The organism is Streptomyces sp. HUAS CB01 (assembly GCF_030406905.1).
Taxonomy (GTDB): Bacteria; Actinomycetota; Actinomycetes; order Streptomycetales; family Streptomycetaceae; genus Streptomyces; species Streptomyces chengbuensis.
Genome location: NZ_CP129137.1, coordinates 4,797,793 through 4,818,229, shown reverse-complemented (window position 1 = coordinate 4,818,229; position 20,437 = coordinate 4,797,793). Strand labels below are relative to the sequence as shown.

At 72.5% G+C, this 20,437-nt stretch carries 20 protein-coding genes and 1 pseudogene; 10 read left to right on the top strand and 11 right to left on the bottom strand.

Annotation, left to right across the window (positions count from 1 at the left end; genetic code table 11):
* The first annotated feature begins 11 nt into the window (after nt 1-11).
* The 3 genes from sdhA (at nt 12) to QRN89_RS21435 (ending at nt 3,123) form a co-directional block, all read left to right on the top strand.
* Nucleotides 12-1,766, top strand: a complete 1,755-nt coding sequence (sdhA, locus tag QRN89_RS21445; RefSeq protein WP_290350999.1) for a succinate dehydrogenase flavoprotein subunit — start codon at nt 12-14, stop codon at nt 1,764-1,766.
* The gene (locus tag QRN89_RS21440) at nt 1,766-2,524 is read left to right on the top strand and encodes a succinate dehydrogenase iron-sulfur subunit (protein WP_290350998.1); all 759 of its coding nucleotides are present in this window, start codon (nt 1,766-1,768) and stop codon (nt 2,522-2,524) included. The genes sdhA and QRN89_RS21440 overlap by 1 nt, the downstream gene beginning before the upstream one ends.
* A 128-nt stretch (nt 2,525-2,652) precedes the next feature.
* Nucleotides 2,653-3,123: a hypothetical protein gene (locus QRN89_RS21435; RefSeq protein WP_290350997.1), complete on the top strand. Its 471-nt coding sequence runs from the start codon at nt 2,653-2,655 to the stop codon at nt 3,121-3,123.
* Between the two features lie 89 nt (nt 3,124-3,212).
* Here the strand turns inward: QRN89_RS21435 and QRN89_RS21430 are convergent, their stop codons facing one another.
* Complete coding sequence (locus QRN89_RS21430) at nt 3,213-4,037, bottom strand: alpha/beta fold hydrolase (RefSeq protein ID WP_290350996.1); 825 nt, start codon at nt 4,035-4,037, stop codon at nt 3,213-3,215.
* A 135-nt stretch (nt 4,038-4,172) separates the two neighbouring features.
* On the opposite strand from QRN89_RS21430, the gene QRN89_RS21425 reads away from it, so the two are divergent.
* Genes QRN89_RS21425 through QRN89_RS21415 form a run of 3 tightly spaced genes read left to right on the top strand, consistent with a single transcriptional unit; the run spans nt 4,173 to nt 5,869 of the window.
* Complete coding sequence (locus tag QRN89_RS21425; RefSeq protein ID WP_290350995.1) at nt 4,173-4,607, top strand: hypothetical protein; 435 nt, start codon at nt 4,173-4,175, stop codon at nt 4,605-4,607.
* An 18-nt stretch (nt 4,608-4,625) separates the two neighbouring features.
* Nucleotides 4,626-5,012 (top strand): thiol-disulfide oxidoreductase DCC family protein, encoded by a 387-nt coding sequence (locus QRN89_RS21420; protein ID WP_356948645.1) that lies wholly within the window; start codon nt 4,626-4,628, stop codon nt 5,010-5,012.
* Between the two features lie 11 nt (nt 5,013-5,023).
* Nucleotides 5,024-5,869 (top strand): TetR family transcriptional regulator, encoded by an 846-nt coding sequence (locus QRN89_RS21415; protein ID WP_290350993.1) that lies wholly within the window; start codon nt 5,024-5,026, stop codon nt 5,867-5,869.
* A 42-nt stretch (nt 5,870-5,911) separates the two neighbouring features.
* On the opposite strand, the gene QRN89_RS21410 is transcribed toward QRN89_RS21415, so the two are convergent.
* The 3 genes from QRN89_RS21410 to QRN89_RS21400 form a co-directional block, all read right to left on the bottom strand.
* The gene (locus QRN89_RS21410; protein WP_290350992.1) at nt 5,912-7,462 is read right to left on the bottom strand and encodes an ABC transporter substrate-binding protein; all 1,551 of its coding nucleotides are present in this window, start codon (nt 7,460-7,462) and stop codon (nt 5,912-5,914) included.
* Nucleotides 7,463-7,561: 99 nt separating this feature from the next.
* A complete protein-coding gene (locus QRN89_RS21405; RefSeq protein WP_290350991.1) occupies nt 7,562-9,010 on the bottom strand; it encodes a metallophosphoesterase in 1,449 nt (482 codons plus the stop codon).
* A gap of 11 nt (nt 9,011-9,021) precedes the next feature.
* Nucleotides 9,022-9,267, bottom strand: coding sequence for an SCO4848 family membrane protein (locus QRN89_RS21400; RefSeq protein WP_290350990.1), 246 nt, complete (start codon nt 9,265-9,267; stop codon nt 9,022-9,024).
* Between the two features lie 190 nt (nt 9,268-9,457).
* Between QRN89_RS21400 and QRN89_RS21395 the strand changes: the two genes are divergently transcribed.
* A complete protein-coding gene (locus tag QRN89_RS21395; RefSeq protein ID WP_356948644.1) occupies nt 9,458-10,717 on the top strand; it encodes a D-alanyl-D-alanine carboxypeptidase family protein in 1,260 nt (419 codons plus the stop codon).
* On the opposite strand, the gene QRN89_RS21390 is transcribed toward QRN89_RS21395, so the two are convergent.
* The 4 genes from QRN89_RS21390 to QRN89_RS21375 are packed head-to-tail and all read right to left on the bottom strand — an operon-like array spanning nt 10,665 to nt 13,690.
* A complete protein-coding gene (locus QRN89_RS21390; protein ID WP_290350988.1) occupies nt 10,665-11,585 on the bottom strand; it encodes a YihY/virulence factor BrkB family protein in 921 nt (306 codons plus the stop codon). The genes QRN89_RS21395 and QRN89_RS21390 overlap by 53 nt on opposite strands.
* On the bottom strand, nt 11,573-12,046 hold the full coding sequence (locus tag QRN89_RS21385; protein ID WP_390701409.1) for a GtrA family protein: 474 nt from the start codon (nt 12,044-12,046) through the stop codon (nt 11,573-11,575). Before QRN89_RS21385 ends, QRN89_RS21390 begins: the two co-directional genes overlap by 13 nt.
* Before the next feature lie 20 nt (nt 12,047-12,066).
* Nucleotides 12,067-13,044: a decaprenyl-phosphate phosphoribosyltransferase gene (locus QRN89_RS21380; RefSeq protein WP_290350987.1), complete on the bottom strand. Its 978-nt coding sequence runs from the start codon at nt 13,042-13,044 to the stop codon at nt 12,067-12,069.
* The gene (locus QRN89_RS21375) at nt 13,037-13,690 is read right to left on the bottom strand and encodes a phosphatase PAP2 family protein (RefSeq protein ID WP_290350986.1); all 654 of its coding nucleotides are present in this window, start codon (nt 13,688-13,690) and stop codon (nt 13,037-13,039) included. The genes QRN89_RS21380 and QRN89_RS21375 overlap by 8 nt, the downstream gene beginning before the upstream one ends.
* Before the next feature lie 151 nt (nt 13,691-13,841).
* On the opposite strand from QRN89_RS21375, the gene dprE1 reads away from it, so the two are divergent.
* Together dprE1 and dprE2 are read left to right on the top strand one after the other, a co-directional pair.
* Nucleotides 13,842-15,260, top strand: coding sequence for a decaprenylphosphoryl-beta-D-ribose oxidase (gene dprE1 / locus QRN89_RS21370; protein WP_290350985.1), 1,419 nt, complete (start codon nt 13,842-13,844; stop codon nt 15,258-15,260).
* 42 nt (nt 15,261-15,302) lie between these two features.
* Complete coding sequence (dprE2, locus tag QRN89_RS21365) at nt 15,303-16,058, top strand: decaprenylphospho-beta-D-erythro-pentofuranosid-2-ulose 2-reductase (RefSeq protein WP_290350984.1); 756 nt, start codon at nt 15,303-15,305, stop codon at nt 16,056-16,058.
* Nucleotides 16,059-16,406: 348 nt separating this feature from the next.
* Here dprE2 and QRN89_RS21360 read toward each other — a convergent pair whose 3' ends face one another.
* Nucleotides 16,407-16,994: a 2'-5' RNA ligase family protein gene (locus QRN89_RS21360; protein WP_290350983.1), complete on the bottom strand. Its 588-nt coding sequence runs from the start codon at nt 16,992-16,994 to the stop codon at nt 16,407-16,409.
* 109 nt (nt 16,995-17,103) lie between these two features.
* Complete coding sequence (gene trpS / locus QRN89_RS21355) at nt 17,104-18,117, bottom strand: tryptophan--tRNA ligase (RefSeq protein WP_290350982.1); 1,014 nt, start codon at nt 18,115-18,117, stop codon at nt 17,104-17,106.
* Here trpS and QRN89_RS21350 point away from each other — a divergent pair.
* Nucleotides 18,116-18,487: pseudogene (locus QRN89_RS21350) on the top strand (RNA polymerase sigma factor); the annotation flags it as partial. The gene trpS and the pseudogene QRN89_RS21350 overlap by 2 nt on opposite strands.
* 661 nt (nt 18,488-19,148) lie before the next feature.
* Here QRN89_RS21350 and glyA read toward each other — a convergent pair.
* Nucleotides 19,149-20,426, bottom strand: a complete 1,278-nt coding sequence (glyA, locus tag QRN89_RS21345; RefSeq protein ID WP_290350981.1) for a serine hydroxymethyltransferase — start codon at nt 20,424-20,426, stop codon at nt 19,149-19,151.
* Between the last annotated feature and the right edge of the window lie 11 nt (nt 20,427-20,437).

Here is a 20,437-nt window from a genome sequence, read left to right as displayed (position 1 = left end):
GGTTCCACACCATGAAGATTCACAAGTACGACACCGTCATCGTCGGCGCCGGCGGCGCCGGCATGCGCGCCGCGATCGAGTCGACGAAGCGCAGCCGTACCGCCGTGCTGACGAAGCTGTACCCCACCCGCTCCCACACGGGCGCCGCGCAGGGCGGCATGGCCGCCGCGCTGGCGAACGTGGAGGAGGACAACTGGGAGTGGCACACCTTCGACACGGTCAAGGGCGGTGACTACCTGGTCGACCAGGACGCCGCCGAGATCCTGGCGAAGGAGGCCATCGACGCCGTCCTCGACCTGGAGAAGATGGGCCTGCCGTTCAACCGGACGCCGCAGGGCACCATCGACCAGCGCCGCTTCGGCGGCCACTCCCGCAACCACGGCGAGGCCCCCGTCCGCCGGTCCTGCTACGCCGCGGACCGCACGGGCCACATGATCCTCCAGACGCTGTACCAGAACTGCGTCAAGGAGGGCGTGGAGTTCTTCAACGAGTTCTACGTCCTGGACCAGCTGATCACCGAGGTGGACGGCGTCAGGAAGTCGGCCGGCGTGGTCGCCTACGAGCTGGCCACCGGCGAGATCCACGTCTTCCAGGCGAAGGCCGTCATCTACGCCTCCGGCGGCACCGGCAAGTTCTTCAAGGTGACCTCCAACGCGCACACCCTCACCGGTGACGGCCAGGCGGCCTGCTACCGGCGCGGCCTGCCGCTGGAGGACATGGAGTTCTTCCAGTTCCACCCGACGGGCATCTGGCGCATGGGCATCCTCCTCACCGAGGGCGCCCGCGGCGAGGGCGGCATCCTCCGCAACAAGGACGGCGAGCGCTTCATGGAGAAGTACGCGCCCGTCATGAAGGACCTCGCCTCCCGTGACGTCGTCTCCCGCTCCATCTACACGGAGATCCGCGAGGGCCGCGGCTGCGGTCCCGAGGGCGACCACGTCTACCTGGACCTGACGCACCTCCCGCCGGAGCAGCTGGACGCCAAGCTGCCGGACATCACCGAGTTCGCGCGGACGTACCTCGGCATCGAGCCCTACACGGACCCGATCCCGATCCAGCCGACCGCGCACTACGCGATGGGCGGAATCCCGACCAACGTCGAGGGTGAGGTCCTGGCGGACAACACCACCGTCGTACCGGGCCTGTACGCCGCGGGTGAGGTCGCCTGTGTGTCGGTGCACGGCGCCAACCGCCTCGGCACCAACTCGCTCCTCGACATCAACGTCTTCGGCAAGCGCGCCGGCATCGCCGCCGCCGAGTACTCCGCGAAGGCCGACTGGGTCGACCTGCCGGAGAACCCGGCCTCCCTCGTGGAGGAGCAGGTCGAGCGCCTGCGCAACTCCACCGGCGGCGAGCGGGTCGCCGAACTGCGGCGTGAGCTGCAGGAGACGATGGACGCCAACGTGATGGTGTTCCGCACGGAGCAGACCATCAAGACGGCCGTCGAGAAGATCGCCGAGCTGCGCGAGCGCTACAAGAACGTGTCCGTCCAGGACAAGGGCAAGCGGTTCAACACGGATCTGCTGGAGGCCGTCGAGCTGGGCAACCTGCTCGACCTCGCCGAGGTCATGGCCGTCTCCGCCCTGGCCCGCAAGGAGTCCCGCGGCGGTCACTACCGCGAGGACTTCCCGAACCGCGACGACGTCAACTTCATGCGCCACACCATGGCGTACCGCGAGGTCGGCGCCGACGGCACCGAGACCGTGCGTCTCGACTACAAGCCCGTCGTCCAGACCCGCTACCAGCCGATGGAGCGTAAGTACTGATGGCTACCCCGACCATGGACAAGGTGGAGGCGGAGGCCGTCTCCTCCCCGTACATCACGGTCACCTTCCGGATCCGCCGCTTCAACCCCGAGATCTCGGACGCGGCGGTCTGGGAGGACTTCCAGATCGAGATCGACCCGAAGGAGCGCGTGCTCGACGGTCTCCACAAGATCAAGTGGGACGTCGACGGCACGCTGACCTTCCGTCGCTCCTGCGCGCACGGCATCTGCGGCTCCGACGCGATGCGGATCAACGGCAAGAACAGGCTCGCCTGCAAGACGCTGATCAAGGACATCAACCCGGAGAAGCCCATCACGATCGAGGCCATCAAGGGCCTGACGGTCCTCAAGGACCTGGTCGTGGACATGGAGCCGTTCTTCCAGGCGTACCGGGACGTCATGCCGTTCCTGGTCACCAAGGGCAACGAGCCCACGCGCGAGCGGCTGCAGTCGGCCGAGGACCGCGAGCGCTTCGACGACACCACCAAGTGCATCCTGTGCGCCGCGTGCACCTCGTCCTGCCCGGTGTTCTGGAACGACGGGCAGTACTTCGGCCCGGCGGCGATCGTCAACGCGCACCGCTTCATCTTCGACTCGCGTGACGAGGCGGGCGAGCAGCGCCTGGAGATCCTCAACGACAAGGACGGCGTGTGGCGTTGCCGCACGACGTTCAACTGCACGGACGCCTGCCCGCGTGGCATCGAGGTCACGAAGGCGATCCAGGAGGTCAAGCGCGCGCTGATCACCCGCCGCTTCTGAGCGCGGGGTCAGACGCTCCACCGAGGGCCCGTTTCTGTACGCTCACCGTACGGAACCGGGCCCTCACCCTGTGTTCCGTCGCGCGTGCTACTGCCGAGCCAGCTTCTGTCATGCGAGAGCGGGGACCGATGAACCAGCCGAACCCCTACCAGGACGGCGGCGACTACCAGTGGGGCCCGGCGGACCCGCCGGGCGCACCCGAGTACGGCCACGGCGGCTTCGCCCCGGCGCCGCTCGCCCACGCGGGCGGCCCGGGCGTCCCGCTGCTGGCGATCGGCGACATCGTCGTCCTCCAGGACTCCATCGTGACCCCGAACGGGACGCTGCCACTCAAGGGCGCGGTGTGGAACGTGACGGACATGTCCCGGACCGAGGAGCGGATCCCGACCGTCGGCGTCGTGCTCGCGGTCGTCTTCGCGGTCTTCTGCCTTCTCGGTCTGCTCTTCCTGCTCATGAAGGAACGGCGGACGACGGGCTGCGTCCACGTCGGCGTCACCAGCGGCGGCCGCCATCACACGACGCTCGTCCCGGCGACCGGCCCGGACACCCTGTACTGGGTCATGGACCGGATCAACCACGCCCGGGCACTGAGCGCCTGACCCGGCCCCGGCGCCGTACGCGAGGACGGGCCCGGCCCGGGACGGCCACGACGGGCGTCCGCGGCGGGGCGGACCGGGGCCCGGGGCCGTCAGGCGGTGGGTGACACGGGTGCGGCGGCGCCGTCCCGGTGGAGGCCGCTGTCCCGCAGGAAGTCCCGGAGCAGGTCCGTCACTTCGGCCGGCCGCTCCAGCGAGGGGAGGTGACCGGCCCACGGAAGCTCGACGGACCGCGCCCCGGGGATCAGCTCGGCGAGCCGCACGGACATGGCCCTGAAGTCGTCGAGGTCGTGAGCGCCCGACACCACGAGGGCGGGGGCCGTGACCGCGCCCGGGTCGATCCGCGGCTCCTCGCAGTCCGCCGGCTCCAGGCCGGCCTTCTCCGCCTCGGCGTCCGCAGCGAGCTGCACGTCGAAGGCGTGCCGCTGCATGGCCCGTACGCGCCGGCGCACGGTCTCGCCGGCCTCCGGGCCCAGCCAGGTGGCCACGTTCAGCTCCACGGCGGCGTCGAGGTCGCCCGCGGCCACGAGTTCGTCCTCCCGGCGGTCGAAGTCCAGCAGGCCGGGGCCCGGTTCATGACCGGGCAGCCCGGAGCAGAGCAGGGCGAGCGCCGTCACCCGCTCGGGTCGCGTCGCGGCGATCCGGACGGCGACACCGCCGCCGTACGAGGCCCCGACGAGGGCCGCGCGTTCGATCCCGAGCGCGTCCAGGAGCGCGAGGACGTCGTCCGCGTCGCTGTACGGGCGCACGGCCTCGGCAGGGGTGCCGCCGAAGCCCCGGAAGTCGGGGCGCACCACCCGGTACCCCGAGCCGGTCAGGGCGTCCCGCTGTTCGTCCCACATCCGGCGGTCGCAGACCGAGGAATGCAGGAGCACCACCGCGGGGCCGTCCCCCGCCACATCGTGAGCAATCGTCATCCCGCCGACCCTACGGGCCGCGCGCGTGCGGCGCGCGCCGTTTTCCGCCCCGCCGGAAACGACTTGAACACGTTCAAGAAGAGGACTACAGTCCTGGACAAGACCTTTTGAACGCGTTCAAAGGAGGGTGGGGCAATGGACCTCACTGTTGCCGCGTACGTCGTCTACCTGCTGATCAGCGTCGCGCTCACCATCTGGGTGGCCCGTACGCTCAGCCGGAACGGACGGATCTTCCTCTCCGACGTCCTGCACGGGAACGAGAGGCTGGCGGAAGCCGTCAACCACCTGCTGGTGGTGGGCTTCTACCTCGTCAACTTCGGATTCGTCGCCCTCTACCTGAGCCAGGACGACGCCGTGGCCGACGCCCGCCGGCTGTTCGAGGCCCTCTCGGTGAAGCTGGGAGTCGTGCTGCTCGTCCTCGGGGTGATGCACCTCGCCAACGTCTACGTGCTCAACAAGATCCGCCGTCGCGGCGTGATGGAGCGCGAGCAGACGCCGCCGGTCCCGCCGCAGGGCTGGACCCCGCCCGGCGACAAGGGCCCCTGGGCCACGCCCGTCGCGGATGCGTGAGCGGCCGTGGGAGTCCCCGTGCAACGGCTGACCGTGCTGTACGACGCACAGTGCCCGCTCTGCGTCCATCTGCGCCACTGGCTGCTGCGGCAGCGGCAGCTCGTCCCGCTGGAGCTCGTCCCGGCGGCGTCGGAGGAGGCCAGGCGCCGCTTCCCGGCCCTGGACCACGAGAGCACCCTGCGGGAGATCACGGTGATCGGCGACCGGGGCCAGGTGTACCGGTCCACCGCAGCCTGGATCGTCTGCCTCTGGGCGCTGGCCGAGTACCGGCCCAGGGCCCACTGGCTGAGCACCCCCGCCGGGCAGCCCTTCGCCAAGGTGACGGTCCTCGCCGCCGCCAAGTACCGCGAGATCACGGCCGCCTCCTGCGAAGGGCGGTGCGAGCTCCCGGTCGCGCCCGGCTAGGCTCACTCACCGTGAACGACGTGACGGACGAGAAGCAGGACCAGGCCGGAAAGCCAGCGAAGAGCGAGCAGACCCGCACCCTCATCCTCGAGACCGCCCTCCGGCTCTTCCAGGAACGCGGCTACGACAAGACGACGATGCGGGCCATCGCCCAGGAGGCCGGAGTCTCCGTCGGCAACGCCTACTACTACTTCTCCTCCAAGGAACACCTCGTCCAGGGCTTCTACGACCGGATCGCCGAGCAGCACCAGGCGGCCGTCGCGGAGGTCCTGGACGGCGGCGAGAAGGACCTCGCGGCACGCATCCGGGGGGTCCTGCTCGGCTGGCTGGACATCGCCGAGCCGTACCACGAGTTCGCCGCCCAGTTCTTCAAGAACGCGGCCGACCCGGACAGTCCGCTCAGCCCCTTCTCCCCGGAGTCGGAGGGACCGCGGGAAGCGGCCATCGACGTCCACCGGCGGGTGCTGTCGGGGGCCTCGGTCAAGGTCGACCCCGAACTGGCCGACGCGCTCCCGCGGTTGCTCTGGCTCCAGCAGATGGGGCTGGTGCTGTTCTGGGTGTACGACCGCTCCGAGGGCTGCGCCAACAGCCGCCGCCTGGTCGAGCGGCTCTCACCGGTCACCGCGCGGGCCATCTCGCTCTCCCGGTTCCGTGTCCTGCGCCCCCTCGTGCAGGAGACCCACGAGCTGCTGCGGGACTTCATGCCGACGGCCGCGGGGATGGCCGCCTCGGGCAGGCCCGAGCGGTCGGCGGGCCGGAAGTCCTCCACCACGGACGGCGCCACGGACGGCGGCCGGGGCGGCGGCCGGGAGGGCGGGGGCCGGGGCGGCCGCCGGGGGCGCGGGACGACGGCCTGACCCCGGCCGGGCGGCTGGCGCGGTCCCTACGGGCCACCGGGCTCAGAGCCAGCCGAGCTCCCACAGCCGCCAGATCCCGGTGCCGTCCGACAGGTACTGGGAACCGGAGACGTCCTCGACGCTGAGGACGTAGTCCTTCTTCTGCCACAGCGGTACGAGCGGGACGTCCTCCGCGACCGCGTCCTGGATGGACCGGAAGTCCCGCGAGGCCCGGCCCCGGTCGCCGTACTGCTGCGTGGACTGGATCAGCCGGTCGACCTGCGCGCTCCGGTAGCCGGAGCGCAGCGTGGAGTCCCGGCCGACCAGCGGCTGGACGAAGTTGTCCGGGTCCGGGAAGTCCGGCAGCCAGCCGACTGTGTACGCGTCGTACCTCCCGGCCGCGTATCCCTGCTGGAACGTCTGCCACTCGGCGGCGGTGACCCGCACCTCGAACAGCCCCGTGCTCTCCAGCTGACGGCGCAGCTCGGCGGCCTCCGCGGCCGCGGCGGTGTCCTCCCGGTGGGCGAGGGTGAAGCGCACCGGAGTCTTCACACCGGCCTTCTCCAGCAGTTCCCGGGCGAGCTCCGGGTCCGGCTGGGGGTAGACGTCGAAGAACGACGTGCTGTGCCCGCTGATGCCCTGCGGGACGAGGGAGTGGAGCGGTTCGACGGTGGCCTTGTGCACCCCGGTCGCGATGGCGGCTCGGTCGACGACGGCGGCGACGGCCCGCCGCACGGACCTCTTCGCGAAGGGTTCGCCCTCGCGGACGTTGAAGACGAGGTTGCGGATCTCGGAACTGTCGGCCTCGTCGATGCGTACCCGTTCCTTGCTGCTCTCCAGGCCGGCGATCACCGAGGGCGGCAACTGGCGGTGGGTGACGTCGACGCTCCGGCCCTTCCAGGCCGCCGCGAGCTGCTCCGACCCCTCGAAGTAGCGGATCACGACCGGGCCGCCCCGCTTGGTGACGGCGCCCCGGTAGGCGGGGTTGGGCTTCAGCGTGGCACTGACGCCGGGGCGGTACTCCCCGAGGAGATAGGGGCCGGACCCGTCGACGGTGCCGCCCTCGCGGAGGGAGTCGGCCGGATACACCGTGCGGTCCACGATCGAGCCGGCGCCCGTGGCGATCTTGTGCGGGAAGGTCGCGTCACGGGAACCGAGGTTGAAGATCACACTCCGGCCCGTGGTGGTGACGGACCTGAGCGTCGTGAACAGCGTCCCCGGACCGACGTCCGACTTGATCCGCAGCACCCGGTCGAAGGAGTGTTTGACGTCCTGCGCCGTGATCCGGCGGCCGTTGCCGAACGTGAGGTCCTCGCGGAGCTCGCAGCGGTACGTCTGCAGGCTCAGCCCGGTGAAGGCGCAGCTCTCCGCGGCGTCCGGCACGGGTGTGGCCGAGCCGGGCCGGAAGGTCAGCAGCGACTGGAAGACGTTGCTGTACAGCGCCCAGGACCCGGCGTCGTACGCCCCCGCCGGATCCAGGGACGTGACCTCGTCGGTCGTCCCCACGGTGACCGGCGTACGCCGGTCCTCCGACGGAAGCAGCCGCCAGGCGCCGATTCCGGCGACCGCCAGGACGAGACACGACACGAAAATCCGCAGCCGGATCGAAGGCATCGCCCGAATCCCCTTCACGCCCACCCCTGTTCGTGATGCGATCAGCCAATCACAGGGGGTGCACGACCGAAGGGGAATTCCCCCAACTTCCGGTGACCGTCAGGTGTCGCGGGAGGCGAGTTCCACCACGGTGATGTCGGACGGGGCGCCGACGCGCACCGGTGGGCCCCAGGCCCCGGCGCCGCGCGAGACGAAGAGCTGGGTGTCGCCGTACCGTTCCAGACCCGCGAGGGTCGGATTGGCCATGTCCGCGATGTAGTTGGCGGGCCACAACTGGCCCCCGTGGGTGTGGCCGGACAGCTGGAGGTCCACTCCGTGCCGCACGGCCTCGTGGATGACGACCGGCTGGTGGGCGAGGAGGACGGCGGCACGGCTGCGGTCGCGGTCGCCGAGGGCCCTGGCGAAGTCCGGTCCCTGGCCCTCGCGTTCGCCCGCGACGTCGTCGACCCCGGCCAGGTCGAAGCCGGCGATCTCGACGCGGTCGTTGCGCAGCGGGGTCAGGCCGAGTTCGCGCACGTGGTCCACCCAGGCGTCGGCTCCCGAGAAGTACTCGTGGTTGCCGGTGACGAAGAACGAGCCGTCGCGCGCCCGGAGCCGGGCGAGGGGTTCGGCGGCGCTGCCGAGGTCGGCGACGCTGCCGTCGACGAGGTCGCCGACGACGGCGACGAGGTCGGGCTGGGTGGCGTTGATCGCGTCCACGATCCGCTGGGTGTGGGCGCGGCCCAGGACGGGGCCGAGGTGGATGTCGCTGACGACCGCGATCCGGTAGCCGTGCGCGCCGCGCGCGAGCTTCGCGAGCGGCACCGTGACGCGCTTGACGCTCGGTCCGCGGAGGACCCCGTACGTCCCGTGGCCGACGGTGCCCGCGGCCGCGGCGGCGGCCGCCCCGCCGACGATCCGCGACACGAACAGCCGGCGCGACATCCCGCCGGAGGGGCGCTCACCCGCGGGCGGGGCTCCGGGGGCCGGGGGCGCGTCGGGGACCGCAACGCCGTCCGTGCGGGCGGTGCCGCCAGGGGCCTCCTCGCCCGGGACGGCGACGGCGGTCGTCGTGGCCCCCGGGCCGGCGGCCGTCGCGGGGCTCGCGGCGGCGGCCGCGCCGCCGGGCGTGATGCCCCCGGCCGGCTTCCCGTTCGCGTCCGGAGCCGCGTCCGCGGGGGCCCCGGACGCCGGGGAGGCGTCCGTCACCCTGTCGGCTGAGGCCGGGCCCCTGGGGGCACGGGCGGCCGCGCGGCGGTCCAGGGCTCGGCGCAGCAGCGGGCGGACGGCCTCGCCGGCGACCAGGGCGAGCGTCAGGTAGAGGAGCACGGCGAGCCAGAGGTAGCCCGGCCACGCGAAGGTCTGCTGGAGCCAGAAGGGCGCGTCGGCCCGGCTGGAGACGAACGCGCCGACGGTGAGCAGCGGCAGCACGACCACGGCCGCCGTGCCCGCGCGGCGGGCCGCGCCGGGACCGGCCGTCGTGTCGCGGACCAGACGACGCCAGACGTACCAGTGCACCGTCACCAGGAGGGTGACGACGACAGCGATCACAAGCAGGACGACGAGCACGGCACGTTCCCCTATTCGCGGTCGCGGCGCAATGCGCGAACGCCACGCAACCCGATGACCCCGACGGCCGTCCCCAGGAGCAAGGACGTGACGGCGAGCAGCAGATGGACCCAGAAGTACGCAGTCGGGTCACCGGCGTCGTCGAAGGCGAGCCCGCTGGCGTCCTGCCACAGGTTCCTGACGAAAGTGACCCAGATGACCCAGCTCCACACCCCGAACGCGAGCAGGAACCAGGAGACGGGGCGACTGAGCTTCATGGACTCAGTATCGCCGCAGTCCCGTGCCCCGGAGCGGCGGGGTCCGGTGACGCCGGACACGGGAGCCGGGCCCGCGGAAACCGGAACGGCGGGGTCCGCCACGGGGCGAGCTGGGCTGTACCGGCGGACCCGGCGGCGGGTCACCCGGCCGGTGTCGAGGCGGTCGTCGTGTCCATGTACGTTCTCGTCCGTGTCTGCTCTGAGGAAAACCGCACTGACGATCGCCGCCGCCGCGTTGCTGCCCGCGCTCACCGCCGTACCCGCGAGCGCCGCGGCCCGAGCCGACACCCAGGACGAGAAGGCCCCCAACCCCCCCTCGGTGATGTCGACCGTCGGCGGCGCGCAGCTCGGCAGGCCCGGCACCCAGGTCAAGCCGGCCGCGGGCGTCCCCGTCCTCCCCAAGGGCGTGACGGGCCGTTCCTGGATCGTCGCCGACGCCGAGAGCGGTGAGGTGCTGGCGGCGCACAACGCGCACTGGCGCCTGCCCCCCGCCTCGACGCTGAAGATGCTGTTCGCGGACACGGTGCTGCCGAAGCTGTCCAAGGACCAGAAGCACACGGTCACCCGCGGCGAGCTCGACGGGGTCGGCGTGGGCAGCAGTCTCGTCGGTATCAAGGAGAAGCAGACGTACTCCGTGCACGACCTGTGGCTCGGGGTCTTCCTCCGCTCGGGGAACGACGCGGTCCACGTGCTGTCCGAGATGAACGGCGGCATCCCCCGGACCGTGCAGGAGATGCAGGAGCACGCGGAGGAGCTGCAGGCCCTCGACACCCACGTCGTCACCCCGGACGGGTACGACGAGAAGGGCCAGGTGTCGAGCGCGTACGACCTGACCCTCATCGCCCGGAGCGGTCTGCAGAAGAAGGACTTCCGGGAGTACTGCGCGACCGCCCGCGCCCAGTTCCCGGGCGAGCAGAAGCCGGGCAAGAAGCGCGAGTCGTTCCAGATCCAGAACACCAACCGGCTGCTCACCGGTGACTTCGGCGTCGCCCCGTACCAGGGCATCGCGGGGGTGAAGAACGGCAGCACCACCCTCGCCGGTTCCACCTTCACCGGGGTGGCCGAGCGCAACGGCAAGGTGCTGCTGGTGACGGTGATGAACCCGTCCTCGAAGGAGAGCCACGCGGTCTACAAGGAGACCGCCCGGCTGCTCGACTGGGGCTTCGCTGCGGCCGGGAAGGTGGAGCCGGTCGGCGAGCTCGTGCCCCCCAGGTCGGCGGACACCGGCTCGTCGGGCGAGTCCGGCGGCACCTCGCCCGCCGGCGAGGAGGGCAAGAAGAACCAGCACGGCCCGGACAAGGCGTCAGCCGCCGGCAACACGGGGTCCACCGGCGTCGGTGTGGCCGTCTCAGTGGCCATCGTCGCGCTGGTGCTGCTCGCCGTCGCCGGGTTCCTGGTCAACCGGCGCTGGCCGCTGCCCGATCTGGTCCGCCGTCTGCCTCGCCGCTGACGGGTTCCTCCGCGTCGGAGCCGCTGTCGGTCGCCGTCCACGCGGCGCAGTACAGCAGCAGCTTCGCCGTGAAGTTGATCCACAGCAGCAGGGCGACCGGCACCCCGAACGCGCCGTACATCGAGTTCGCCGCCACACCGGAGATGTAGCCGCTGAGCAGCAGCTTCAGCAGTTCGAAGCCGATCGCCCCGATCAGCGCCGCCACCATGAGCCGGCGGCGCGGGGGATGGACGCCGGGCAGCAGGGTCAGCACGTACAGCAGCATCAGGAAGTCGGCGACGACCGCGACGGCGAGGGCGGCGGTCTGCAGCAGCGCGCCGCCGGCCCCGTCGCGGTCGATGCCGATCTGGTCCGCGGTCCAGCCGACGGCACTGGACCCGAGCGCCGAGGCGGCGAACGAGGCCAGCACGACCGCCCCGAGCCCGAGGAGGACCACCGCGTCCTTGCCCTTGCGGACGACCGGGTTGCCGTCCTCCTTGTCGTCGAGGCCCCAGACGACCCGCAGGCACTCCCGCATCGAGCCGACCCAGCCCATGCCGGTGAGCAGCAGCAGCGCTCCGGCGATCAGTCCGACGGTGCCGGCGTTGTCCACCAGCGCGCCGAGATCGAGCTGGTCGGAGATGCCCGGCACCTGCTCGGTCAGCTTGCCCTCCAGCGACTTCAGCCGTTCCTTGCCGACCAGCGTGGCACCGATCGCGGCGGCGACGGTGATCAGCGGGAACAGCGCGAGGAAGCTGATGAACGTGATCGCCGCGGCCAGCCGGGTCCAGCGCGCCTCGTCGAGCTTCTCGTACGAGCGCCATGCGTGCGTCCGCATCAGCCGCCGCACGAGCGGTCCGACGACGGGGAGACGGGTCAGCCAGTCCATGGGGTACGCCTTACCCCGACCGGCGCCGTTGATCCGAAGACGAGCGTCCGCGTCCCCCAGAAGCGCAGACAGGTCGCGAGGACCATGCCGACGCCCAGCCCTGACACGGTGTCGGCACGGGCGGAGGTGAAGCCGAGGACGTGGTGCGAGACGGCGAGGCAGAGCAGTTGGACGAGGGCGCCGGCCGCGTTGACGCCGAAGAAGGCGGCGCCGTCCCGCCAGGAGACCCGCCGCGCCCGGTCGCGGGCGCCGTAGGTCCCGAGCGCGTTGCCCAGGTAGGCGACGGTCGAGCCGGCGAGGAAGGCCAGGGTCTTGGCCGTCAGCGGCTCCCAGCCGAGCGGGCCGCGCAGCAGCAGGAAGATCACGAGGTCGACGGCGTAGGCGCAGCATCCGACCAGCAGGAACGAGACGATCTCCCGCCCGTCCGGGCGGCCCGCCGTCCCGGCCGTCGGACGGAGCAGGGGCCGGTGCAGCGGCTCGGTCACAGGCCCGCGACCGCCATTCCGTAGATCGCCAGCCAGGCCAGCCCGATGACGGCGAGCGGGCGGTCGCGCAGGACGACGTCCTCGGGGGCACCCGCGGCCCCCCGGTCGGCGAACACCGCGTACCGCAGGACCGCCAGGATGAACGCGATCATCGAGAGCTGACGCCACGGCAGCAGCGAGCCGTCGGCGGCCCCGCCGCTCTCCAGCGCCCAGAGGCAGTAGCCGAGGACCGCGACGCCGGCCGCGAGCTGCCAGACGAAGCGCAGATAGCCGACCGTGTACGAGGTGAGCAGGGCCCGGGTCGCCCCGTCGGAGCCCTCCATCTCGACGGCCTCCGAGTAGCGCTTGGCCGCGACCATGAAGAGCGCCCCGAAGCCGGTGGTGATCAGGAACCAGCGGGAGAGCGGAATGGACAGCGCCACCCCGCCGATCACGGCGCGCATCAGGAACCCCGTGGTGACGATGGCCAGATCGACCACGAGGACGTGCTTGAGCCGGACGCAGTAGGCGATCTGCATCACCAGGTAGGCCGTCAGCAGCGCGGCGGTCATGACGTTGCAGAGCACGACCGCGGCGGCGGTCGAGGCGGCGGCGAGCAGCGCCCCGGTGGTGTAGGCGACGGGCACGGGCACGTCCCCGCGGGCCACCGGACGCCGGCACTTCTCGGGGTGTGCCCGGTCCGCCTCCGCGTCCAGCGCGTCGTTGATCAGGTACACGGCGGAGGCGGCGGCCGTGAACAGCACGAAGACGAGGCCGAGTTGGACCGCGGTCTGCCGGGACACCAGTTCCCCTGCCGCCGCCGGGGCCGCCCCGACCAGCACGTTCTTGATCCACTGGCGGGGTCTGGCGGTCCTGACCAGGCCGATCGGCAGACGCAGCGGACGCCGGTGGGCGCGGGCGCCCCCGCCGGGCCGCCGCGGCGGCCGCTCGGGGTCTCCCGGCTGTTCGAGCAGTGCCGTGCTGCGCTCAGACACGGCGCCCCCCGCCGGTCCCGGACCCGCCCCCGGCCCGCAGCCACGCCGCCCCGCCGCGTGCCAGCAGTCCGCCGAGCAGCGCGCCCGCGGCCACGTCGCTGGGGTAGTGGACCCCGGCGACCAGGCGGGAGACGCACATGGCGGCGGCGACGGGCGGGGCCACCACGCGGCCGGCCGGGCGCAGCACCCCGAAGGCCACCGCGGCGGCGACGGCCGACGTGGCGTGCGAACTGGGGAAGGAGTGCCGCCCCGCGGTACGCACGAGCGGCTCGCCCGTGACCGGCAGGGGCCGGGGGCGGCGCACCACCCGTTTGACGCCCATGCTGGCCAGATGGGCGGCGGCGATCAGCGCGGTGCCGCGCAGCCAGCCGTCGCGCCGCTCGCGGTCGGCGGCCGCGCAGACCAGGCCGGCCGCGAGCCAGAGCGCGGCGTGCTCGCCACTGTGCGAGAGCGCGCGGGCCGCCGCGGCCACCCGGGGCTCGTCGCCGCAGCCACGCAGCACGGCCAGCAGCCGCCGCTCGGTGGCGGTCCAGCCCGCGCGGCCCTGCCAGCGCCCCGGATCCTGCGGGTCACACGGATCCTGCGGACCGTGCCGTTCGCACGGGTCCCGCGGGTCCCGCCGGGGTGTGCCGTCGGCGTCTCGCATCTGCCGCCCCTTTCGATGAACCAGGAGCGACTCTTCTCAACATGAGACCGAAATGTGCGGTCATATTTTGTGACACTCGTTTAATCACCCGTTTCGGCGAGTCAGGGACATTGAGCACAAATAGCTCGTAGTCGGCGATACCGTCGCGCGCATGTCTGCCGAGTGCGCTCCCGTCGCCCCCGCCGAGCACCCCGCCCCGACCGCGCCCCCAGCCGGCCGGGACGACGATCTGCCGGTGCCGGTGACCGGCTGGGGGCGGACCGCACCCTCCGCGGCCCTGCTGGTCCGCCCCCGTACGCACGAGGAGGCCGTGGCGGCCGTGCACCACTGCGGCAGCCGCGGCACGATCGCCCGCGGGCTGGGCCGGGCCTACGGCGACGCGGCACAGAACGCGGGCGGGGCCGTCCTCGACATGACGGGCCTGGACCGCGTCCGCACGATCGACGCCGAGGGCGGCGTCGTGGTCTGCGACGCGGGAGTCAGCCTCCACCGGCTGATGGAGGTGCTGCTGCCGCTGGGCTGGTTCGTGCCGGTCACGCCCGGGACCCGCTACGTCACGGTCGGCGGCGCCATCGGCGCGGACATCCACGGCAAGAACCACCATGTGTCGGGCTCGTTCTCCCGCCACGTGCTCTCGCTGGAGCTGCTGACCGCGGACGGCGAGGTGCGCACGGTGGTCCCCGGCACGGAGCTCTTCGACGCGACCGCGGGCGGCATGGGCCTGACCGGCGTCGTGCTCTCCGCCACGATCCGGCTGCACCCCGTCGCGACGTCGCTGATGGCGGTGGACACCGAACGTGCCGTCGACCTCGACGACCTGATGGCCCGTCTGACCGCCGGTGACGACCGCTACCGCTATTCGGTCGCGTGGATCGACCTGCTCGCGCGCGGGGCGGCGACCGGCCGCGCGGTACTCACCCGCGGTGAGCACGCCCCGCTGGACGCGCTCCCGGCGCGCGCACGACGCCGGCCGCTGGAGTTCCGCCCCCGGCAGCTCCCCTCCGCACCCTCCTTCGTCCCCGAAGGGCTGCTCGGCCGCGTCTCCGTGTCCCTCTTCAACGAGCTCTGGTACCGCCGCGCTCCCCGCGCACGCCGCGGGCAGCTGCAGAGCATCCCGGCCTTCTTCCATCCGCTCGACGGCGTTCCCCACTGGAACCGCGTCTACGGCCGGAGCGGCTTCGTCCAGTACCAGTTCGTGGTCGGCCACGGGCAGGAGGAGGCGCTGCGCCAGGTGGTGCGGCGCGTCGCCCGGCACGGGTGCCCGTCGTTCCTCGCCGTGCTGAAGAGGTTCGGCGAGGGCGACCCGGGCTGGCTGTCGTTCCCGATGCCCGGCTGGACGCTCGCCCTGGACGTGCCGGCCGGACTGCCGGGTCTCGGCGCGTTCCTGGACGGGCTCGACCAGGTCGTCGCCGACGCCGGCGGGCGGGTCTACCTGGCCAAGGACTCCCGGCTGCGGCCGGAGCTGCTGACCGTGATGTACCCGGGCCTCGACCGCTTCCGGGCGCTGCGCGCACGGCTCGACCCGCGCGGGGTGTTCGTGTCCGACCTGTCCCGCCGGCTGTCCCTGTGAACCGGCCGGCCCCTGTACGCATGTGACGAAGGAGCACGCACCATGAAGGACGCTTTCGGCACTCCCCAGACCCTGCTCGTCCTCGGCGGCACGTCGGAGATCGGCCTGGCCACGGCGCGCCGGCTGGTGGCCCGCCGCACCCGTACGGTCTGGCTGGCCGGCCGCCCCTCCCCCGCGCTGGACTCCGCCGCCGACGGACTGCGCGAACTCGGCGCCGACGTACGCACTGTGGCCTTCGACGCCCTGGATCCCGCCGGGCACGAGGAGGTCCTCGGCAAGGTCTTCGCCGAGGGCGACATCGACATGGTGCTGCTCGCCTTCGGCGTGCTGGGCGATCAGGCGCACGACGAGGCCAGGCCGCTCGCGGCGGTCCGCGTCGCCCAGACCAACTACACCGGAGCGGTGTCCTCCGGGCTGATCTGCGCGGGCGCCCTGCAGGCGCAGGGGCACGGCTCGCTCGTCGTGCTGTCCTCGGTGGCGGGCGAGCGGGCCCGGCGGGCCAATTTCATCTACGGCTCCAGCAAGGCGGGGCTGGACGCCTTCGCCCAGGGGCTGGGCGACGCCCTGCACGGCACGGGGGTGCACGTGATGGTCGTCCGGCCGGGGTTCGTGCGGTCGAGGATGACGGCGGGGCTGGTCGAGGCGCCCCTGGCGACGACGCCCGACCAGGTGGCGCAGGCCGTCGAGAAGGGGCTGCGGCGGCGCTCCGAGACCGTGTGGGTCCCCGGGGTGCTGCGGGTGGTGATGTCGGCGCTGCGGCACGTCCCGCGGCCGTTGTTCCGTCGTCTGCCGGTCTGACGGCGTGTCTGCGGCCGTGGGCCCGTAAGGGCCCGCCGTTCGTCCACGGGGGCGGGCCAACGTGACGGGGGCCGGGCGGAGCCTCCGGGCAGTGCGAACGGCACACGCGGGCTCGGCCGGCGGGCGGTCCCACGGCGCCCCGCCCGGCGCGGCGCACCGTCCGCGGCGCCTGCCCCGGGCGGGCCCGTCCCGGGCCGTCCCCGGGCCGTCTCCGGGCCGGGCCGTCCCCGTCCCGGGCGACGGGCCCCGGGCAGCCGCACCGGGCGGGGTGGCGCGTGGCGGCCCGGGGATCACCGGGCGGGCTGGTGCCTGGCGGATCCGGGTCGGTGATGCCCGGCGGCCCCGGGATCAGTGGTGCGTGGGGGCCGGTTCGTCGACCGGCGTGCTCTGCGGCGGGACGTTCGGCACGGCAGCGCCGCCGAACGCGTACTCGCGCAGCTTGCGCCACACCCCGTCCGCGCCCTGTTCGTAGAGGGCGAAGGAGGTGCAGGTCCAGGCGGCCTCGTAGTCGGCCAGCTCCTCGTACGCCCGGTCCATCGCCTCCTCGGCGATGCCGTGCGCGACGGTCACATGCGGGTGGTACGGCCACTGCAGCTCACGCACGAGCGGCCCCGACTCGTCCCGCACCCGCTGCTGGAGCTGGGTGCAGGCCGCCGCGCCCTCGACCACCTTGACGAACACCACGGGCGACAGCGGGCGGAACGTACCGGTGCCGGAGAGCCGCATGGGGAACGACCGGCCCGCGGCCGCGACCCTCGTCAGATGCGCCTCGACCTCGGGCAGGACCGACTCGTCCGCCTCGGTGGGCGGGAGCAGGGTCACGTGCGTGGGGATGCCGTGGGCGGCGGGATCCCCGAAGCCCGCGCGCCGCTCCTGGAGCAGGCTGCCGAAGGGCTCCGGGACCGCGATCGAAACGCCGAGCGTTACGGTCCCCACGTCGTTCTCCTCATCCGGGTTCTCGGTGGTCTGCGCAGGCGCCAGTGTGACGCCTGCGGCCGTGGTCCCGCCAGGGCCCTTTTCCCCGGACCCGGCGGAACACCCGGCCTCAGTGCTTGGCGGGCAGGAATCCCACCCGGTCGTACGTCTGTGCGAGGGTCTCCGCGGCAACGGCGCGGGCCTTCTCCGCACCCTTGGCCAGCAGGGAGTCCAGTGTCTCCGGATCGTCCAGGAACTCCTGGGTGCGCGCCCGGAACGGGGTGACGAAGTCGACCATGACCTCGGCGAGATCGGTCTTGAGCGCGCCGTACCCCTTGCCCTCGTACCTCTGCTCGAGTTCGGCGATGCCCGTGCCGGTGAGGGTGGAAAGGATCGTGAGCAGATTGCTCACACCCGGCTTCTCCACCGCGTCGAAGCGGATGACCGTGTCGGTGTCGGTGACGGCGCTCTTGACCTTCTTCGCGGTCGCCTTCGGCTCGTCGAGCAGATTGATCAGGCCCTTGGGGGTGGACGCCGACTTGCTCATCTTGATCTGCGGGTCCTGCAGGTCGTAGATCTTCGCCGTCTCCTTCAGGATGTACGGCGCGGGGAGCGTGAACGTCCGGCCGAAGCGTCCGTTGAAGCGCTCGGCGAGATCACGGGTGAGCTCGATGTGCTGCCGCTGGTCCTCGCCGACCGGCACCTGGTCGGCCTGGTAGAGCAGGATGTCGGCGACCTGGAGGATCGGGTACGTGAAGAGCCCGACGGTGGCCCGGTCGGCGCCCTGCTTGGCGGACTTGTCCTTGAACTGCGTCATGCGCGAGGCCTCGCCGAAGCCGGTGAGGCAGTTCATGACCCAGCCGAGCTGGGCGTGCTCCGGCACATGGCTCTGGACGAACAGCGTGCAGCGCTCCGGGTCGAGGCCCGCGGCGAGCAGCTGGGCGGCGGCCAGGCGGGTGTTGGCGCGCAGCTCCGCCGGGTCCTGCGGGACCGTGATCGCGTGCAGGTCGACCACCATGTAGAAGGCGTCGTGGGTCTCCTGGAGGGCGACCCACTGGCGGACCGCGCCGAGGTAGTTGCCGAGGTGGAACGAGCCGGCGGTCGGCTGGATTCCCGAGAGCACACGAGGACGTTCAGAGGCCATGCTCAGCATTCTCTCAGGTGGCGCCGACAGGTCGGGAACCGATCGGCGACGCGCGGTGCATCAACGGTGTGAGCATGCGGGAGGGGACCCTGGAGGGGGCCGCACTCCGACCGTCGTGGACGAGGCAGCGGTGATCGCGCGCGTACGTTCCGGGGAGCCCGAGGCGTATGCGGAGCTGGTGCGCGCGTACACACCGGTGGCGCTGCGGGCGGCGGTGGCCTGCGGTGCCGGCTCCGACGCGGAGGACGTGGTGCAGTCCGCCTTCTTCAAGGCGTACCGGTCGCTGGGACGGTTCCGGGACGGCGCGGCCTTCCGGCCGTGGCTGCTGCGGATCGTCGTCAATGAGACGAGGAACACAGTGCGGTCGGCCGACGGGATGTGGCACAGAGCGGCGACCCCGGCCGAGCTGACGGCGCTGCTGCGGAAGCTCGGGGTGATGGGCGAGAAGAGCGGTGGAGCACGTGGCGTCGGCGTCCCGCCCGGGCCGCCGCGGGACGGCGACGGCACCACCGCCGCAGCCCCGCAGGACGTGGCGGGCGAGCCCCGGCGGCCCCGGAGGATGGTGGTGGGCCGTACCGGGCCGTACCGGGGGTCGCCGTCGGGGTGGTTCTCGGCGCCCTTCCGCGGCCCGTCGCCGCCCGCTGGGCCCGCCGCGTCGGCCGGGGCAGGTCCGGGGCACGGGACACGGGCCCACGGCGGCAGCTCCTGGATCTGTTGGGCGGAGACGTCACCGGATCATGCGGTCCCCCCGCCCCGGCGCCGACCGGGTCGAGCCGGACGGCACGGGGACGGGCAGGGCCGGGGCGGCCCGGCGGACGAGCGGGACGGCACGGGGTCACGGCAAGCCGGACGGCACGGGAACGGGGCGGGCCGACCGACGGACCGGAATCCGCCTGCGGGTGGAGCCGGAGCAGCCCGGCACCACCGCGCCGCACGCCCCCCTCGGGGACGACCGCACGGAAGCGGCCGCGGCGACGACCGCGGACGAGCCGGACGGGAGGGCGACGAGGGCGTGGGGGTCCGCCGCCGGGTCAGGCCGGCAGGCCCGGGGCCGGGAAGGCGGACATCAGATCGCCGACCTCGGCCCGGACCGCGCCCAGTGCGTCCTCGTCGCCCTTGCGGGCGGCCGCCACACCCCGGTCGATCCACTCGGCGACGGCCGGCATGTGCTCCGTCGTGAGGCCGCGGGAGGTCAGGGAGGGGGTGCCGATGCGGATACCGGAGGGGTCGAAGGGCTTCCGCGGGTCGTAGGGGACGGTGTTGTAGTTGACCACGATCCCCGCCCGGTCCAGGGCCTGTGCCGCGACCTTGCCCGGGACCTGCTTGGACGTGAGGTCCATCAGCACCAGGTGGTTGTCGGTGCCGCCGGAGACCAGCTCGAAGCCGCGGGCGAGCAGGGCCTCGGCGAGGGCGCGGGCGTTGGCGACGACGGCGCGGGCGTAGTCGCGGAAGGACTGCTGGGCCGCCTCGTGCAGGGCGACGGCGATGGCGGCCGTGGTCTGGTTGTGCGGTCCGCCCTGGAGGCCGGGGAAGACGGCCTTGTCGATGGCCTTGGCATGCTCCTCGCGGGACATCAGCATGGCGCCCCGCGGACCGCGCAGCGTCTTGTGGGTGGTCGTGGAGATCACGTCCGCGTGCGGGACCGGCGAGGGGTGGGCACCGCCGGCGATCAGACCGGCGATGTGCGCGACGTCGGCGACGAGCACGGCCCCGGCCTCACGGGCGATCTCCCCGAACGCGGCGAAGTCGATGGTGCGCGGCAGTGCGGTGCCGCCGCAGAAGATGACCTTCGGCCGCTCCTTGAGGGCGAGTTCACGCACCTCGTCGAAGTCGATGCGACCGGTGTCCTCCCGGACGCCGTACTGGACGCCGCGGAACCACTTTCCGGTGGCCGAGACGCCCCAGCCGTGGGTGAGATGGCCGCCCATGGGGAGGGCCATGCCCATCACGGTGTCGCCGGGCTCGGCGAAGGCGAGGTAGACGGCCAGATTGGCCGGGGACCCGGAGTAGGGCTGGACGTTGGCGTGCTCGACTCCGAAGAGGGACTTCGCGCGGGCGACGGCGAGCCGTTCGACCTGGTCGATGTTCTGCTGGCCCTCGTAGTAGCGCCGCCCGGGGTAGCCCTCGCTGTACTTGTTCTGCAGGACGGTGCCGGAGGCCTCCAGCACGGCCTGGGACACGTAGTTCTCGCTGGGGATCAGCCGCAGGGTGTCGGACTGCAGCCGCTCCTCGGCACCCACGAGCGCGGCCAGTTCGGGATCGGCGGCGGTGAGCGCGGGATGGCGGGCGGGCGTGGCGGGAACGGTCATGGCGTCCTCCG

Excerpts from the sequence above, each read along its gene's own strand:
- QRN89_RS21440 (WP_290350998.1), top strand. The coding sequence starts at position 1,766 with ATGGCTACCCCGACCATGGACAAGGTGGAGGCGGAGGCCGTCTCCTCC.
- QRN89_RS21425 (WP_290350995.1), top strand. The coding sequence starts at position 4,173 with ATGGACCTCACTGTTGCCGCGTACGTCGTCTACCTGCTGATCAGCGTC.
- QRN89_RS21410 (WP_290350992.1), bottom strand. The coding sequence starts at position 7,462 with ATGCCTTCGATCCGGCTGCGGATTTTCGTGTCGTGTCTCGTCCTGGCG.
- trpS (WP_290350982.1), bottom strand. The coding sequence starts at position 18,117 with ATGGCCTCTGAACGTCCTCGTGTGCTCTCGGGAATCCAGCCGACCGCC.
- QRN89_RS21400 (WP_290350990.1), bottom strand. The coding sequence starts at position 9,267 with ATGAAGCTCAGTCGCCCCGTCTCCTGGTTCCTGCTCGCGTTCGGGGTG.
- QRN89_RS21390 (WP_290350988.1), bottom strand. The coding sequence starts at position 11,585 with ATGGACTGGCTGACCCGTCTCCCCGTCGTCGGACCGCTCGTGCGGCGG.
- QRN89_RS21435 (WP_290350997.1), top strand. The coding sequence starts at position 2,653 with ATGAACCAGCCGAACCCCTACCAGGACGGCGGCGACTACCAGTGGGGC.
- glyA (WP_290350981.1), bottom strand. The coding sequence starts at position 20,426 with ATGACCGTTCCCGCCACGCCCGCCCGCCATCCCGCGCTCACCGCCGCC.
- QRN89_RS21375 (WP_290350986.1), bottom strand. The coding sequence starts at position 13,690 with ATGCGAGACGCCGACGGCACACCCCGGCGGGACCCGCGGGACCCGTGC.
- sdhA (WP_290350999.1), top strand. The coding sequence starts at position 12 with ATGAAGATTCACAAGTACGACACCGTCATCGTCGGCGCCGGCGGCGCC.
- QRN89_RS21430 (WP_290350996.1), bottom strand. The coding sequence starts at position 4,037 with ATGACGATTGCTCACGATGTGGCGGGGGACGGCCCCGCGGTGGTGCTC.
- dprE1 (WP_290350985.1), top strand. The coding sequence starts at position 13,842 with ATGTCTGCCGAGTGCGCTCCCGTCGCCCCCGCCGAGCACCCCGCCCCG.
- dprE2 (WP_290350984.1), top strand. The coding sequence starts at position 15,303 with ATGAAGGACGCTTTCGGCACTCCCCAGACCCTGCTCGTCCTCGGCGGC.